The organism is Vibrio ichthyoenteri ATCC 700023, assembly GCF_000222605.1.
Taxonomy (GTDB): Bacteria; Pseudomonadota; Gammaproteobacteria; order Enterobacterales; family Vibrionaceae; genus Vibrio; species Vibrio ichthyoenteri.
The window spans coordinates 1-15,942 of record NZ_AFWF01000323.1 but is presented as its reverse complement, the minus strand read 5'-3'; the positions used below and the strand labels follow the sequence as shown (position 1 = coordinate 15,942).

Sequence of the window (15,942 nt, the reverse complement as noted above, 5' to 3'; positions counted from 1 at the left end):
GAGGTCTTAAGATGCGCATTCCAGGATTCGCTGGTGAAGTAATGGCCCGCGTAGGCGCAAAACCGACCAATATTGCTCCCGGAGAACTGTATACCTCACTCGAGCGCGGTACGATCGATGCGTTAGAGTGGGCCGGTCCTGCGTTTGATTTGCGTATGGGCTTTCATAAGATCGCACCTTATTACTACACCGCGTGGCAAGAGCCGGGCTCAGAAACACAATTTCTCGTCAATAAACGCACTTGGAATAAGCTGCCGAAAGATCTGCAAGTAATTCTTGAAACGGCCTTCCGTGTCGCCGCGTTTGATATGTACACTCAAGCTATCGATGCCAATGCCAATAGCTGGGCATCCATGAGTGAAGAGTATCCAGAGATCCAAGTTCTCGAGTTTCCACCAGAGGTATTAAGCCGTCTGAATCAAGAGAAGCAGACGCTACTAGGAGAACTGGCCGCTAAAGATCCACTCGCGAAACGTATTATCGAATCACAACGACAATACTTAAGTAAAGTACGCCCATGGACCGATATTTCAACCAAAGCTTACCTCAATAGCGATCTTTAACCCGCTCCCTGCATAAACTTATCTGAATAAAAATGCGGTGGGTTTACCGTGGAAACGAAAGCGGCACATTCTGAGAATGTGCCGCTTTCGTTGGTCAAATAACAATTAAAATGGGCTATCTTTGACAAGTTCATTGCAGATTTCGACGATCGCAAGCGACAAGCCAGACTTAATAATCTGCTGCTGACGCTGTAATTGCAGTTGATAAAACTCAATGTCGATATCGTCATCTGGCACGGATACTTCCAACTGCACCATGCTCATCTTTTTTACTAAAGAAAGCGCTTTTATTGGGGTCAGAATTTTAGGGTCAGTAAACTCATAGTCACATTCGTCACTATTCAGTTTATTCTTAAGCATGATGATATTTTCAATATCGTGATACACATCATCAGGTAAAACACCCAGGCCATAGAGTAATTTAAGCCGTACTGATAAATCTCCTAGCGGCCCACTATCTTGTAATAAAGGTCCTACGACTGATTGCACGGCGAAATTGTCCTTACGGAAAATACGCTGGATAAGGCCATCGATGGAGTCGTTAAACACATCAACCGCAGCAACGAAAAAACCGCGTACGGAAGAAGCGCTGTTGAGTCGCTCAATAATCTCGGTTTCGTTGATAATATCTGCCATAAACTGATCTAAAAATAGCGGGGAGCGAAGCTCCCCTTTGTTGTTATAGTTGCTGATAGAGTGATTCAATCATCGCGACTTCATCACTGTTTTCATTTAAGCCAGTGTAGTGTGCGAGTGTCTTTTTCACTCCTTGCTCTTTAAGCGAGGTTTGCAGCTCAATTGCTTGCGGATCACTCGGATTGGTATATTTCAATGCCGCGGCGATCCCTTTTAAAAGTGTTTTGTTTTCAACGCCATACTCAATTGTACCTAGTAAAGGCTTAATTAATCTATCATTTGCACCTAATTTTCTCAGTGGCTGACGGCCTACGCGATCAACTTCATCAATCAAATACGGGTTAGCAAAGCGCGAAAGTATTTTTTCAATGTAAGCACAGTGAAGTTCACGATCAAAGCCATAACGGAGAATAAGCACTTCACCACTTTCCAGCATTGCTTGTTTTACTTGGGCGTGAATGTCAGGATCTTCAATTGCCTCTCTGATCGTACGATGACCTTTTAAGTTAGCCAAATAAGCCGTAATACAGTGGCCAGTATTGAGCGTAAATAATTTACGTTCTACAAAAGCCATTAGATTATCCGTTTTCTCCATGCCACCAATCTCTGGGATTTCTCCTTTAAATTGCTGCTCATCCACAATCCACTCACTAAAACTTTCTACGGTCACTTCGAGGGGATCATCATTGGCCGCTTCTGCTGGTGGCACGATACGATCAACGGCGGAATCAACAAATCCAATCAATTGATCCGCTTTTGCATGAATAGAATGATCCAAATATTGATAGACTTGGCCTTTAAGGTGCGTGGTTCCGCGAACCATATTTTCACACGCTATAATATTTAGCGGCGTATCATTACCTGCGGCAAAACGTTTAGTGATCCCTTTCGCGATCGTTTTCGCAATAATATCCAATACCGCAGGCCCTACTGCTGTGGTCACCAAATCTGTTGTAACGATTTGATCGATGACCGCCTCACTTGCTGAGTTAACCGCAGTTACGTGAGCAACGGTATCAATCGAGCACTGCGCTCCTACTACTTTTACACGGTATTCTTGTTTATGGCTGATTTGATCAACCAAAGGTTCATCCACATCGGCAAATGTGACGGCGACATTTGAGTCTGCGAGAACTTTACCAATAAAACCACGACCGATGTTTCCGGCACCAAAATGGACTGCATTTTTCATATCATTTACCTACTAAATTTACCTACACTAAGGAGTTAAAGGCCAACCTATAGGGGGGAAGACGCTGGCCTTTATTTCAGGAGCGGTAACTTATGCCGCTTTGTGACCAGATAAGATGCTCAGAATTTCACTCACATCCGTGGTACTGGTCAGTTTTTCGATAGCTCCAGGCTCATCGAGTGCATTGGTAATCGTGGTAATAACTTGGATATGCTCATCATTTTTAGCCGCAATACCAATCACTAACTTAGCGATGTCATCGCCATCATCAGTAAATTGGATACCCGCTGGATATTGGCAAATAACAATACCGGTTTTCTTTACTTTGTCTTTCGCTTCGATCGTGCCGTGTGGTACGGCAATAGATTCACCTAAATAGGTGGAAACAAGCTTCTCGCGTTCAAACATAGCATCAACATATTCAGGCTCAACATAGCCTAGCTCGACCAATTTATTGCCCGCAAAACGTATGGCTTGTTGTTTATCACTCGCCTGCAAACCAAGGTGAATGTTTTCTGGCTGGATCTGGAACACCGATGGGCTTTGCGGCTCAAAATGGTCATCATTCGCGGCGAGCACCGACATTTTGACCAGTTGTTCATCGTTTGCAGCCGTTTGTTTTTGCGCTGCGAGCAACTTAGTCACAAGTTGATTGTACATTTCACTGTCCAAGAAATTAGTCAGGGAAATATGGTTAGCATTGGGAGCATGCTGACGTGCACGATCCGTCAAATCTTTATGAGTAATCACGATATCAGCACTCTCGGGTAAATTGTTAATCGCAAGATTAGTTACTTTGATATTTAAGCCTGCACTTTGAACTTTTTTACGCAGCATACTGGCGCCCATTGCACTGGAGCCCATACCGGCATCACACGCAACGATAATGCTCGTCACATTAGCCATATCAATATTGCCTTTACCTTTTTGATTAACTGCATGCGTCCCTTTAGCATCAGATTTCATCGTACGCATTTGGCTCGTGGCTTTATCAAGAGCTGTTTCGTCGCCATCTTCTTCGGTCGATTTTTGAGTTTTCATTAGCAGTGCTGCTACAGCAAAAGAGACCGCTGTCGCCGAGAAAATTGAGGCAAGCACACCAACAATTGAGCCTTTTTGCGTCATTAATAGAATGGCAAAAATAGAACCAGGAGAGGCAGGAGAAACAATACCAGCATCGAAGATGGTCAGCACAAAGATGCCTGTCATGCCACCGGCGATTGCAGCCAGAATCAGGCGAGGATTCATCAAAACATACGGGAAGTATATTTCGTGAATACCACCAAAGAAGTGAATAATTGAAGCGCCACCAGCGGTTTGACGAGCGGTTCCTTTACCAAACACCATGTAGGCCAACAAGATGCCTAAACCAGGACCAGGGTTTGCTTCAATAAGGAAGAAAATAGATTGTCCAGTTTCCGATGCTTGCTGAATGCCAAGTGGAGAAAAGATACCGTGGTTGATGGCATTGTTGAGAAATAGAATCTTAGCTGGCTCGACGAAGATTGACGTCAATGGCAGTAAATGAGCTGTCACTAGAAAGTTAACACCAGCAGCTAAGCCACCAGAGAGGATTTTTACGAAAGGGCCAATCAAGTAGAAAGCCAAAATGGCACACAGCATGCCAATAATGCCGGCAGAGAAGTTATTCACTAACATCTCAAAACCACTTTTTACTTTGCCATCAATATAATTATCAAATTTTTTGATCGCCCAGCCACCCATAGGCCCGACCATCATTGCGCCCATAAACATTGGAATGTCAGTACCAACAATCACACCCATCGTTGTGATTGCGCCAACAACCGCGCCACGTTCGCCACCCACTAATTTACCGCCGGTATAACCAATTAACAGTGGCAGCAAATAAGTGATCATAGGACCAACCATGGAGGCCAATGTTTCGTTTGGCAACCAACCTGTTGGAATAAATAGTGCAGTAATAAAGCCCCAAGCGATAAACGCCCCAATGTTTGGCATAACCATATTGGATAGGAAGCGACCAAAATTTTGTATCTTGATCTTAGCATCTGGTGATATCATTGTGATTCCCCGTTCGATGTTCTAATGAAATTGTTATAGGTAACGGTTCGCAAAAACCGCTGATTGCTTAGTACCCAATCAATTTACCACACATATTTATTTTAGAACTGACAACGGGTTTTTTGTGATTAATCACACACAAAGAGACATTCCAAATGTTTTCATAGTGACCTACTTCACCAATATCACTTGAAACTTTATAACAAATATTTAAAATTTAAATTGTCAATAAATTTAAATTGCCATATATCACAAATTCAACCAGACACTTGAAATTAAAATAGTGATACAAATCACTCTTGTGCTTTTTTAATGATCAAAATTAAGATCAAAGCAGATCTGTATCACATAAAATCCAATCTGCACATCCGCATAGTTAGTGATATAGGTCGCATTAAGTGTTTATTTGTAATTATCTGATCATTTTTTAATTGATTGAATGTTGGATTTAATATTCGTTTGACTCATTCCACCCACTCTTTAAGGCATCATCGTATAATTAAAAGGAAAAGATGAATCAACACTCATCGCCAGCTCACAATTGATCAGAAGGAAGCCCTGCCTAGGTACTTCCATTAGTACTTTAAAACCATTACGGCGCTGAATAAATGGGTTGCTGCAAAGGGGAAACTCACGACTGTTTTTCAATCTCAACTCCGCTACTTTGATAATCTCTTTCGCTTTGGTTACGTCGATATTGTCACCGCTCTGCGAATAAAAACATCCTTGTCGCGTACGCCATTGACCCACACTAGAGTGGCCATTGTGATTAATAACGTAATACCACTCCCCCTCAAGCAGATCACTCCAATCGGCATGGTTCTCCATCGGTTGATGATTTAAGGTTACGGTATTTATTGTCGTACTCACCAAAAGCTCCCCTTCCTTTAGCCAATAGTCCTTTGGAACTATTTAATCGCTTTAGACATCAATCCAACAAGCGATCAATAGTTGGCCACCAACACGAATTGGAGGACCAAGACGACGTGAGGAAAAATTTTCACGCCGAAGCAGCCTTTCCACCGCGATAGGAGACACACTCACCAAAGCTCGTGCTCCATAAGATTTCGCCACTTCTAAGGTTTTCCTAAGCAAAACAACCGTTGATTCTGCGGAAAATTGAGTACTCGTTTGCTGCCATTTATTATCGCAATCAAAGCTAGTAAAGCGTGATAGTTCCCATACATCATCACATTCAGGTGCTTGCATACCATTTAGTAATTCAGGGAAAACATCTTTTAAAAGATAAGGTTGAGAGGTAGGTAACAATCGCGCACAGCCGACAACAGCCTCTTCTTCGCGCGCGATCACATAAAGTGTTTCATCGGTATCAAATTGGTCTTTTTCAAGCCTTTCGCTATCCGAACCATAGCCTTCAATGACATCCCATTTTAAGTTGTCAATGAAGACCTCGTATCGATAGTTATAGAGAGCTAGCTTCGTCGCCTCGTTAAGCTCAAGTGCGGTGCCAGTAATGTAATGCATACTACCTCAGAGTTTAATTGCCTTTAGGCATAAGGTAGTGGGATACACATTAAAAACTAGCTCTCAAAAATACTAGCTTGACGCCTATTGGTACTCTTGAGCTAAATAACTCAGCACACGACTTTGCCAGGCGATGCTCTCCAATGACGCTTTGATCTGAGCGAAACTTTCCTCGTTAGATAAATCTTCACCTTGCATGCTTTGCAAAACAAAATTAGCAAACGGCTCACCATCAAAGTCCAATTCGCCAAAGCGAAAAGTCCAGTCAAAACCCACTGATATCGCAGGTTGTGTATTGCTGACCCATTCTGCGTAACCTTGTAATCTTGCCACGCTCCCACTCACGACAGGGCTCGGGTCCGCATAAAGACCAGCATCAAGCAAAATGAAGGATACCCGTGCAAATGTAGAACGATCGAGTCGCAATATATTGTCTTCCACTCGAGAGAGTGAGTTATCCAAAACTTTTAGAATCAAGATGAACGTTCCTCTTAATATTCCCCAACAATTAGTGCAGGATAGTATTTATGGTTCAATATACTGCTGGACATACGCCACACTCACAACTGAATGAAAATAAACCCATAGGTTATCTTTGATCTTTCATAAGCACCATTCTTAATAAGCGGCCCCATAACGAGGTATTGTTTATAAGGATAGAAATCGAAAATGGTCATGAATTACAAAACAACATTGATTGAAGAATATATTCAGCAACTGACTTCCTGCCAATCACAAGAAGATCTAACGCTTACCCTTATTAAGGCAGCTAAAACACTGGGCTTTGATAATTTTGCCTATGGGATCAGAACCAAACATCCAATCACATCACCAAAAATTGAAATGGTCAGTTCATATTCCAGTCAATGGAATGCCATCTATCAAGGGCAAGGATTAGCACTCCAAGATCCCATCGTCAATATGGGACTAAAGAGTGTTCATTATATCAACTGGCAAAGTCTCACCGATGACAATTTAGAGTTTTGGCAACAAGCACGAGCACACGGGGTCTATCGAGGATGGTCAAAACCCACACACTTACCTGAAGGCAGTGCATCTTTACTGTCGTTTTCACGGGAAATGGAAATGATTAGCCATGCCGAAATGATGAGTAAAACACCCTATCTATTGTGGCTAACCAGTATTGCAGATCAAGGGTTTCAAAAATTCATGACAGTGCCGAAGCTTCTGACGCAGGTCGGAGAGTTGACGCCAAGAGAAACGGAAATATTGAAATGGAGCGCAGATGGGAAAACCGTACAAGAGATCAGTATCATTCTCGGACTAGCCGAAAGTACCGTGACTTTTCATATCAATAATGCAACTAAAAAGCTCAACACCACTAATAAAACCGCCACAGTAGTTAAAGCTGCGTTGTATGGCCTAATTTAGCGAAGAAGTTAACAAATAGCGCAATGCCGTGCATTCATGCACGGCATTGATTTTGAGCGCGGTTACATTATTCCACCGTGACTGCTTTTGCCAGATTACGCGGTTGATCGACATCCGTTCCTTTAATTAATGCCACATAGTAAGAAAGTAGCTGCATTGGAATGGTGTAGTAGATGGGCGCGGTGATGTCACTAACATGCGGCATGGTGATGATCTTCATGGTGTCGTCCGCCTCAAAGCCGGCCTCTTCATCTGCGAAGACATACAGTAAACCACCACGGGCACGAACTTCTTCGATATTCGATTTCAGCTTTTCAAGCAGCTCATTACTTGGCGCAACCACAACAACCGGCATGTCCGCATCAATCAAGGCTAACGGCCCATGTTTTAGCTCACCTGCGGCATACGCTTCTGCATGAATGTATGAAATCTCTTTCAATTTGAGTGACGCTTCGACTGCAATTGGATAGAACTCACCGCGGCCTAAGAACAGCGTATGATGTTTATCCGCAAAATCTTCCGCCAAGGCTTCGATCTCTTTTTCTAGCGACAGCGCTTGGTTAATTTGATTTGGCAAAGCATGCAACGCTTCAACAATCTCTTTCTCTCGCGTTTTATCGATGCGGTTTTGCTGTTTTGCCAAAGCCGTGACGAGCATTAACAACGCAGATAGCTGCGTCGTGAATGCTTTGGTTGATGCCACTCCAATCTCAACGCCTGCGCGAGTCATAAAAGCAAAATCCGATTCACGCACTAACGATGAACCAGCAACGTTGCAAATCGTCATTGCCGCCATGTAACCTTTTTCTTTCGCCAAGCGCAGCGCCGCTAACGTATCCGCGGTTTCACCGGATTGCGATAAGGTGATCAATAAGCTATTTGGACGCGTGACAAATTTGCGGTAACGAAACTCTGATGCAATCTCGACATCACAACTCACACCGGCAATATCTTCAAACCAATAGCGAGCCACCATGCCAGCGTTGTACGAAGTACCACAAGCAACAATCTGTACGTGCTCGACATTGCTCAAGATTTCTTTGGCATTGACACCAATCGCATCTGTTACCACAGAAGCGCCAGTAATTCGCCCTTCCATGGTATTGATCAACGCGGTCGGCTGCTCATAAACTTCTTTTTGCATGAAATGACGATACTGACCTTTGTCACCGGCATCATGCTCCGCTTTAGACTCCGAAATTTCTCGCTCAACACGCTCTCCGCTGGCATCAAAAACCATCACCTCACGACGTGTTACTTCAGCCACATCGCCTTCTTCAAGGTACATAAAACGACGCGTGACATTAAGAAGAGCAAGCTGATCAGAAGCGAGGAAATTTTCACCCACACCAAAACCAATCACGATCGGGCTTCCCGAGCGAGCCACGACAATACGGCTAGGTTCTTTACGATCCATCACTACGGTGCCGTAAGCGCCTTGTAGCTGCTTGGCCGTTTTCTGTAACGCTTCAATTAATGATTCAGAGGTGCGTCGTTCCCACTCAACTAAGTGAGCAATCACTTCAGTATCGGTTTGTGATTCAAATATATAACCACGACCGATTAACACATCACGCAATTCTGCATGGTTTTCGATGATACCGTTGTGCACAACCGTAATATCACCAGACTGATGCGGGTGAGCGTTCACTTCTGATGGTTCGCCATGTGTGGCCCAACGAGTGTGGGCGATCCCCGTACCACCACTCACCTGAGCGCTCTCCACCGCATCGGCCAACTCTTGTACTTTACCTAAGCGACGAATTCGAGTCAGATTAGACTCTAAGTCTACAATTGCGACCCCCGCTGAATCATAGCCACGATATTCCAAGCGTCGCAGCCCTTCGACTAGAATTTCTGCCACATCGCGCTGTGCCACTGCACCAACGATTCCACACATAATTATCTCCAAATATGTTTGATTCCTGAGGGCAGCAAGCAAAGGCCCCAAAGAGTATTACGCTAAGATCACTTTTATACCGTGTGATTCAATTAGCTGTTTGTCGTCTAAAGATAGATCCTTATTTGTCACTAGGATGTCGATAACATCCCAGCTCAGTTCTAAGTTCGGGATCTTGCGACCGATTTTTTCTGACTCAACCATCACAATCACTTCGCGAGAAACCTCCGCCATGACCTTGCTCAAGCCGACCAATTCATTAAAGGTGGTTGTGCCACGGTCAAGATCAACGCCATCCGCACCAATGAATAACTGATCAAAATCGTAAGAACGCAACACCGTTTCAGCAACTTGGCCTTGAAATGACTCTGAATGCGCATCCCATGTGCCACCCGTCATTAATAAATGTGGTTCACTTTCTAATTCATTCAGTGCGTTAGCAACATTAAGGGAGTTCGTCATCACCACTAAGCCGCGCTTATCGTTAAGTTGCTGGATCAAGGCTGCTGTCGTGCTGCCGCTATCGATCACAATTCGGTTATGGTCACGAATCACTTTTGCAGCGGCTATAGCCAGCTCAACCTTACGAATCGAAACTTTTTCGCCAATTTCATCGTTCATAACTTCTGAAGGCAATGAAATTGCACCACCATAGCGGCGTAATAATTGACCATTTTTTTCTAATGAGGCTAAATCCTTTCTAATGGTGACTTCTGAGGTTTCAAACTTTTGCGATAGTTGTTCAACGCTCACTTCACCTTTTTCTTTTACCAAGTTAGAAATGGCATGTCTTCTGAGTTGCGTATTTCGTTTCGACATTTATTTTTCATGCTTAAGTTTCGATTTGAAACTTATTATAGTCAAGTCGAAACTTAATCGTCCATTTATTTCGATCCAAAAAATTATTATTTAGCGATAAAACCTTGTCCTAAGACAACTCTTAAGCAGTGATATTGAAGTCATTCGGTGGTAGAATTCGCACCCGAAAAGAAAATAAATTACAGAAAAGAACGTTATTTTTTTGCAACGTTAAGCAGCTAAAGTGGCCTTAGTCACAAAAAATAGCCAGAAAACGGTGAAAAAATCGTCATAAAATGACTAAAAATAACGAAAGACTTTCAGAACTGAAGCAGACAAAAAGCGTACTACACTGATAGCTTGCAGGCACAAAATGCAACTTGTTCAGCCACTGCTCCAGACAAGCCGAGTGTTGATTTTACCCTTCAACATTCATGCAATAACCGAAATTAAATTGTAACTATCTTATTTACCGGAGAGTATCTTCCATGAAAAAGACCAAAATCGTATGTACGATTGGCCCTAAAACTGAATCTGTAGAGAAGCTAACTGAACTTGTAAACGCAGGCATGAATGTAATGCGTCTTAACTTCTCTCACGGTAACTTCGCGGAGCATGAAGCTCGTATCGTGAACTTCCGTAAAGTAATGGAAGTAACTGGCAAGCAACTATCTATCCTTCTAGACACTAAAGGTCCAGAAATCCGCACTATCAAACTAGAAGGCGGCAACGACGTTGATCTAGTAGCGGGTCAAGAATTCACTTTCACTACTGACGCAACTGTTGTTGGTAACAAAGATATCGTAGCGGTAACTTACCTTGGTTTCGCAACTGACCTATCTGCTGGTAACACTATCCTAGTAGACGACGGTCTAATCGAGATGGAAGTTATCTCTACAACTGAAACTGAAGTTAAGTGTAAAGTTCTTAACAACGGCGCACTAGGCGAAAACAAAGGTGTTAACCTTCCTGGCGTTTCTGTTCAACTTCCAGCTCTATCTGAAAAAGATAAGAACGACCTTAAATTTGGTTGTGAGCAAGGCGTTGATTTCGTTGCTGCTTCTTTCATCCGTAAAGCATCAGACGTTCAAGAAATCCGTGAAGTTCTAACCGCTAACGGTGGCGAGAACATCCACATCATCTCTAAAATTGAAAACCAAGAAGGCGTTGATAACTTCGACGAAATCCTTGAGCTTTCTGACGGCATCATGGTAGCTCGTGGCGACCTAGGTGTTGAAATCCCAGCTGAAGAAGTAATCTTCGCTCAGAAGATGATGATCGAGAAATGTAACCGCGCACGTAAAGTTGTTATCACTGCAACTCAAATGCTTGATTCTATGATCAACAACCCACGTCCAACTCGCGCAGAAGCGGGTGACGTTGCGAACGCAATCATGGACGGTACTGACGCAGTAATGCTTTCTGGCGAAACGGCTAAAGGTAAGTACCCTGTTGAAGCTGTAACTATCATGGCTCAAATCGCGAACCGTACTGATGGTGCTCTTAAAGCAGAACTAGGTTCTCGTCTAGACAGCCCACGTCTACGTATCACTGAAGCAGTATGTAAAGGTGCGGTAGACACAGCTGAGAAACTAGCAGCTCCTCTAATCGTTGTTGCAACTGAAGGCGGTAAATCTGCTCGTTCAGTACGTAAATACTTCCCAACTGCAAACATCCTTGCGCTAACAACTAACACTAAGACTGCTGCACAGCTAGTTCTTACTAAAGGTGTTCGCCCTGTTGTTGTTGATTCAATCAGCAGCACTGATGAGTTCTACGTGAACGGTAAAGAAATCGCACTACAATCTGGCCTAGGTAAGAAAGGCGACATCGTAGTTATGGTTTCTGGCGCACTAGTCGCTTCAGGCACAACTAACACAGCTTCTGTACACGTTCTATAATTCGACGTTTACAGTACGACTGATTAAAGAGGGCTTCGGCCCTCTTTTTTATTGCTGCTATTTCGTTGTTAACGTATTTTGCGGAAAATAAGTTAAAAAAAAGAGCTGGCACAATGCCAACTCTCTATTGTCTATGATGATTCATTATTTCTCTAAACGATAAATAACATCAACACGATCTCGAATCACTAAGGTGGAATCCTGATAACCATTCGATTCGGCTTTCATATCCATACTCATTGCACGCATCAACACTGGTTGAGTATTGTGCGAGTTATAGTTAATTTCCCATACTGAACCTAAATCGCGATCAAAGCCTTGAGCCAACGAACTCGCTTTGCTTTGTGCGTCTTTAATGGCCGCTAATCGTGCTTGCTGATGATACTTCGCTTCATCTTTGACTTTCAGCGTGATGTTATCGACTTGATTGATGCCCGAGCTAAGTGCGATATCAAGATAGCTATTTAAGTGTGTCAGATCATCCACACTAACGGTAATAGAGCGACTCGCACGATAGCCAACTAACTCAGGTTGGCCTTTTTTAGGATAATGGTACTGCGGAGCGAGATATAAATTAGTACTAGTAATACTCTCTGCTTTCACACCTTGTTGCTGTAACTTCTCAAGAAAAGCCGCTACTGATTTATCAACGCTTTGCTTTGCTTGCTCAGCGGTCATGGTGGTTTCAACCACTTTCACCGAAAATTCAGCCATATCCGGCTTAGCCACCACTTCACCATAACCAGTGGTTGAGAGATGAGGAAAATCCAATCCGTTCGCTGATACAGCAAAACTTACGCTAGCCGCTAAGGCCGCCATTACTAACGCTACCTTTTTCATGCCTATCACCTTATGAGTGTCGTTGAACAATACATCATAAGTTAAATCTCATCATTGAACAGCTAAGCTCATGCAAACTGACAGTAATTTAACCGACTCTTACCCGTATTTAGCTCGGTAATATCTCATGGGCATGCTCAAGAATCGCTTGGGAAAGTAGCTTTAACACCCCAGTTTCAAGCTGCCAGTGATGCCAGTAAATTCGATGTGACAGGATAAAATCAGGCGTGATATTAATCAAGCTGCCGCAGGCCAACTCATCCTCAATTTGCAGCTTGGGAATTAAGCAATATGCGACTCCACTAAGCGCAAGTTTGACGAACGCTTCTGAGCTACGCACCGTATGCTTAAGCACACTTCCTTTTGGCAAATTAAAGTGCTGATGGATAAAACGATCATTCATATCATCATGATGGTCAAACGCTAAGGTCGGCGCATTTTGTAACGTGTCGCGATTCACCCCTTGAGCAAAATATTGCTGACAAAACTGAGGGCTCGCGACACACAGATAATCCACTCGTCCAAGGTAGTCGGCGTCACAACCGGGAATAGATTGTGACTCAAGGCTAATGGCTCCCGCCACTTCGCCACTGCGCAGTTTATCCAGTGTACGGCCTTCATCATCCACAATCAGGTTCAAGGCAATACGCTTTTGCTTCAGGATACTGCTTAAGCTTGGCAGCAACCAAGTCGCAAGACTATCAGCATTGGTCGCCAACGAGACCTCTAAGGGCTTGCTACTCGCATCATTCATTAACTCAGGGATAAACTCGCTTTCAAGTAGACGGACGCGACCATATAGCCCCAGTAGCTTCTTACCGATTGGAGTGGGTCTTGGTGGTATCTCTCGGATCAATGCCGGTTGTGCGAGGAATTTTTCAAGTTGCTTAATGCGCTGAGAAACTGCGGATTGGGAGACATAAAGTGACTCCGCTGCTCGTTCAAAACTGCCTAGTTGCACTATCGCCTCAAGTGCTTCTACCCATTTGTAATCCAATCCACGCATATATTTACCTTGTTGGTTACTTGTCACGATCAAATATAAGTAAAACTTATACTGAATTAAAATCATTAAATATACTTATTTTCATTCACCGCTTATCTTCCTCGCATCGATATCAAATAACCGGAGAGAAGATTGTGAATTTATGGGTATTACTGCAAGGATTTGGATTAGGTGCAACGATGATCATTCCGATCGGCGCACAGAATGCCTACGTTCTCAATCAAGGTATAAAACGCCAACATCACCTCACTACGGCAATTACCTGCAGCATTCTCGATGCAGTTTTTATCTCTTTGGGTATTTTTGGTGGTGGCGCATTAATCTCGCAAAATGAACTGCTACTCACTGGCGTCACGCTCGGTGGTATCGCATTTCTGACCATTTATGGCTGCTTGTCGCTAAAGAGTGCTTTTCGTGATCCAGCCAAACAAGAGCACGCAGCGCAGGTTCTTGCTCGTGGTCGCCGCACCGTCATTCTTGGCGCACTCGCCGTCACGGTATTAAACCCACATCTCTATTTAGATACGGTGGTAATTTTGGGCTCGATTGGTGGTCAATTTGAAGGGCAAGATCGTCTTTCATTCGCCATCGGGACCATCATGGCTTCTTTTGTCTGGTTCTATTCACTTTCACTCGGTGCTGCCAAATTAGGGCCAACATTGTCAAAACCAAAAGTGAAGAAAGGCATTGATATTCTAGTCGCTATGATGATGTTCTTTATCGCCTCACTACTGACCAAGCAACTTATCATTCAGTACTGGTAAATCGCTTAGTGATGAACAATAAACGAAAAAAGCGAAGCCAAGGCTTCGCTTTTTTTGAAACTAAAATTACTAAAAGTAATTACGCTTCCACTTTGTTGAGGTGTACGTCCATTTGCGGAAATGGAATCTCGATGCCGTTCGCATCTAACGCCTCTTTGATTGCTTGGTTTGAATCAAAGTATACATCCCAGTAATCTGCTGTTTTACACCAAGGGCGAACAACAAAGTTTACTGAAGAATCAGCCAGCGCAACCACACCAATGGTGATGTCGTGATCTTTCAGAATACGCTCATCTTTTTCTAATGCTTCTTGGATCACTTTCTTAGTCAGTTTAAGATCTGAACTGTAAGAAACACCAATCGTTAGGTCAACACGACGAGTATCATGGCGAGAGTAGTTGGTAATTGGGCTACCGATAACGCCTGCGTTCGGCACCACAACCATTTTGTTGTCTGGTGTTTTTAGCACAGTTTGGAAGATTTGAATTGCTTCAACACTACCAGCAACGCCACCTACTTCAACATAGTCGCCTGATTTAAATGGACGGAAACCAACAATCAATACGCCTGCTGCGAAGTTAGATAGTGAGCCTTGCAGTGCAAGACCAATCGCTAAGCCAGCTGCACCAATCACAGCAACCACTGACGCTGTTTGCACGCCAATACGGCTTAGTGCTGCGATAAGAACAATCACAAATAATGTGTAGCGAACGATACCATGGATAAATTCAATAACCGCTTTATCCATTTTCTTTTTTTCAAGCATCTTCGCGACGCTATTCGCCACCATCTTCGCGACAATATTACCAATAAATAGAATCAGTACCGCTGAAATGATATTCACGCCGTATTGAACCAGAAGATCCGAGTTACTGTTTAGCCAAGTTTCTGCTTTTGCTAGACTGTCAACCAATGGAGTTTGAACATCCATAGACTCACCTGCCATATTAATTTCCTCTCAAATACATGTGACTAATTAGTCATGCTACTTTATAAAATAACGACAATATCCCTATCGATTTACTGAACGAACGCCAGTTTGCCGGCAAGATAGCCCAGTTTATGACTTTAGCAAAGTAAAGATTGTGCAAAGATAATCAAAACAAAGGGTTATCAAAATCCGCCAGTTGAGACCCGTTAAAGCCTACGCATTCCTTTTACATTTCGCCACATTTTTTTATCCAAACAAGACTATGTCTTAGTTTGATGACGTAAAAAAGCCCGCTCATTGAGCGGGCTTTCAAAATACTAATTCTGATTCAGAATTATAGTACGTCGATTGCGTTTAGGTCAGCGAATGCTTTCTCTAGACGAGTAACCATTGATGCTTGACCAGCACGTAGCCATACGCGTGGATCGTAGTACTTTTTGTTTGGTGCAGATTCGCCAGTTGGGTTGCCGATTTGACCTTGAAGGTAATCA

Annotated in this window: 15 protein-coding genes and 1 pseudogene; 4 read left to right on the top strand and 12 right to left on the bottom strand. The window is 43.3% G+C overall.

Annotation, left to right across the window (positions count from 1 at the left end; genetic code table 11):
• Nucleotides 1–563, top strand: a 563-nt coding sequence (gene dctP, locus RH85_RS21835; protein WP_006714896.1) for a TRAP transporter substrate-binding protein DctP, incomplete at its 5' end; no start/stop codon positions are given.
• Nucleotides 564–668: 105 nt separating this feature from the next.
• Here the strand turns inward: dctP and RH85_RS21830 are convergent.
• The 6 genes from RH85_RS21830 to RH85_RS21805 all read right to left on the bottom strand — a co-directional run bounded on the left by RH85_RS21830 (nt 669) and on the right by RH85_RS21805 (nt 6,396).
• Entirely contained in the window at nt 669–1,199 is a 531-nt protein-coding gene (locus RH85_RS21830; RefSeq protein ID WP_006714895.1) for an MltR family transcriptional regulator, read from the bottom strand.
• Nucleotides 1,200–1,242: 43 nt separating this feature from the next.
• Nucleotides 1,243–2,391 (bottom strand): mannitol-1-phosphate 5-dehydrogenase, encoded by a 1,149-nt coding sequence (locus RH85_RS21825; RefSeq protein WP_006714894.1) that lies wholly within the window; start codon nt 2,389–2,391, stop codon nt 1,243–1,245.
• A gap of 90 nt (nt 2,392–2,481) precedes the next feature.
• The gene (locus RH85_RS21820; RefSeq protein ID WP_006714893.1) at nt 2,482–4,434 is read right to left on the bottom strand and encodes a PTS mannitol transporter subunit IICBA; all 1,953 of its coding nucleotides are present in this window, start codon (nt 4,432–4,434) and stop codon (nt 2,482–2,484) included.
• A 480-nt stretch (nt 4,435–4,914) separates the two neighbouring features.
• On the bottom strand, nt 4,915–5,304 hold the full coding sequence (locus tag RH85_RS21815) for a hypothetical protein (RefSeq protein WP_006714892.1): 390 nt from the start codon (nt 5,302–5,304) through the stop codon (nt 4,915–4,917).
• A gap of 51 nt (nt 5,305–5,355) precedes the next feature.
• Nucleotides 5,356–5,919: an acyl-homoserine-lactone synthase gene (locus RH85_RS21810; RefSeq protein WP_006714891.1), complete on the bottom strand. Its 564-nt coding sequence runs from the start codon at nt 5,917–5,919 to the stop codon at nt 5,356–5,358.
• 84 nt (nt 5,920–6,003) lie between these two features.
• Nucleotides 6,004–6,396: a DUF4902 domain-containing protein gene (locus RH85_RS21805; RefSeq protein ID WP_006714890.1), complete on the bottom strand. Its 393-nt coding sequence runs from the start codon at nt 6,394–6,396 to the stop codon at nt 6,004–6,006.
• A 198-nt stretch (nt 6,397–6,594) separates the two neighbouring features.
• On the opposite strand from RH85_RS21805, the gene RH85_RS21800 reads away from it, so the two are divergent.
• Complete coding sequence (locus tag RH85_RS21800; protein ID WP_241210457.1) at nt 6,595–7,311, top strand: autoinducer binding domain-containing protein; 717 nt, start codon at nt 6,595–6,597, stop codon at nt 7,309–7,311.
• A gap of 67 nt (nt 7,312–7,378) precedes the next feature.
• On the opposite strand, the gene glmS is transcribed toward RH85_RS21800, so the two are convergent.
• Nucleotides 7,379–9,211, bottom strand: coding sequence for a glutamine--fructose-6-phosphate transaminase (isomerizing) (gene glmS, locus RH85_RS21795; RefSeq protein WP_006714888.1), 1,833 nt, complete (start codon nt 9,209–9,211; stop codon nt 7,379–7,381).
• 57 nt (nt 9,212–9,268) lie between these two features.
• The gene (locus RH85_RS21790; protein WP_006714887.1) at nt 9,269–10,030 is read right to left on the bottom strand and encodes a DeoR/GlpR family DNA-binding transcription regulator; all 762 of its coding nucleotides are present in this window, start codon (nt 10,028–10,030) and stop codon (nt 9,269–9,271) included.
• Nucleotides 10,031–10,497: 467 nt separating this feature from the next.
• Here RH85_RS21790 and pykF point away from each other — a divergent pair, with 467 nt between their 5' ends.
• Nucleotides 10,498–11,910, top strand: coding sequence for a pyruvate kinase PykF (pykF, locus tag RH85_RS21785; RefSeq protein ID WP_005596851.1), 1,413 nt, complete (start codon nt 10,498–10,500; stop codon nt 11,908–11,910).
• 144 nt (nt 11,911–12,054) lie between these two features.
• On the opposite strand, the gene RH85_RS21780 is transcribed toward pykF, so the two are convergent.
• Both RH85_RS21780 and RH85_RS21775 read right to left on the bottom strand, forming a co-directional pair.
• Nucleotides 12,055–12,750 (bottom strand): oxidative stress defense protein, encoded by a 696-nt coding sequence (locus RH85_RS21780; protein ID WP_006714886.1) that lies wholly within the window; start codon nt 12,748–12,750, stop codon nt 12,055–12,057.
• Between the two features lie 109 nt (nt 12,751–12,859).
• Complete coding sequence (locus RH85_RS21775; RefSeq protein ID WP_006714885.1) at nt 12,860–13,756, bottom strand: LysR family transcriptional regulator ArgP; 897 nt, start codon at nt 13,754–13,756, stop codon at nt 12,860–12,862.
• 134 nt (nt 13,757–13,890) lie between these two features.
• On the opposite strand from RH85_RS21775, the gene RH85_RS21770 reads away from it, so the two are divergent.
• Nucleotides 13,891–14,520 (top strand): LysE/ArgO family amino acid transporter, encoded by a 630-nt coding sequence (locus RH85_RS21770; RefSeq protein WP_006714884.1) that lies wholly within the window; start codon nt 13,891–13,893, stop codon nt 14,518–14,520.
• 79 nt (nt 14,521–14,599) lie between these two features.
• Here the strand turns inward: RH85_RS21770 and mscS are convergent, their stop codons facing one another.
• Both mscS and RH85_RS22880 read right to left on the bottom strand, forming a co-directional pair.
• Nucleotides 14,600–15,466 carry a small-conductance mechanosensitive channel MscS gene (gene mscS / locus RH85_RS21765; protein WP_006714883.1) on the bottom strand — a complete coding sequence of 289 codons (867 nt, stop codon included), beginning with the start codon at nt 15,464–15,466 and terminating at the stop codon, nt 14,600–14,602.
• Nucleotides 15,467–15,785: 319 nt separating this feature from the next.
• Nucleotides 15,786–15,942: pseudogene (locus RH85_RS22880) on the bottom strand (class II fructose-bisphosphate aldolase); the annotation flags it as partial.

Excerpts from the sequence above, each read along its gene's own strand:
- glmS (WP_006714888.1), bottom strand. The coding sequence starts at position 9,211 with ATGTGTGGAATCGTTGGTGCAGTGGCACAGCGCGATGTGGCAGAAATT.
- pykF (WP_005596851.1), top strand. The coding sequence starts at position 10,498 with ATGAAAAAGACCAAAATCGTATGTACGATTGGCCCTAAAACTGAATCT.
- RH85_RS21820 (WP_006714893.1), bottom strand. The coding sequence starts at position 4,434 with ATGATATCACCAGATGCTAAGATCAAGATACAAAATTTTGGTCGCTTC.
- RH85_RS21810 (WP_006714891.1), bottom strand. The coding sequence starts at position 5,919 with ATGCATTACATTACTGGCACCGCACTTGAGCTTAACGAGGCGACGAAG.
- RH85_RS21830 (WP_006714895.1), bottom strand. The coding sequence starts at position 1,199 with ATGGCAGATATTATCAACGAAACCGAGATTATTGAGCGACTCAACAGC.
- RH85_RS21775 (WP_006714885.1), bottom strand. The coding sequence starts at position 13,756 with ATGCGTGGATTGGATTACAAATGGGTAGAAGCACTTGAGGCGATAGTG.
- RH85_RS21825 (WP_006714894.1), bottom strand. The coding sequence starts at position 2,391 with ATGAAAAATGCAGTCCATTTTGGTGCCGGAAACATCGGTCGTGGTTTT.
- RH85_RS21790 (WP_006714887.1), bottom strand. The coding sequence starts at position 10,030 with ATGTCGAAACGAAATACGCAACTCAGAAGACATGCCATTTCTAACTTG.
- mscS (WP_006714883.1), bottom strand. The coding sequence starts at position 15,466 with ATGGCAGGTGAGTCTATGGATGTTCAAACTCCATTGGTTGACAGTCTA.
- RH85_RS21800 (WP_241210457.1), top strand. The coding sequence starts at position 6,595 with ATGAATTACAAAACAACATTGATTGAAGAATATATTCAGCAACTGACT.
- RH85_RS21780 (WP_006714886.1), bottom strand. The coding sequence starts at position 12,750 with ATGAAAAAGGTAGCGTTAGTAATGGCGGCCTTAGCGGCTAGCGTAAGT.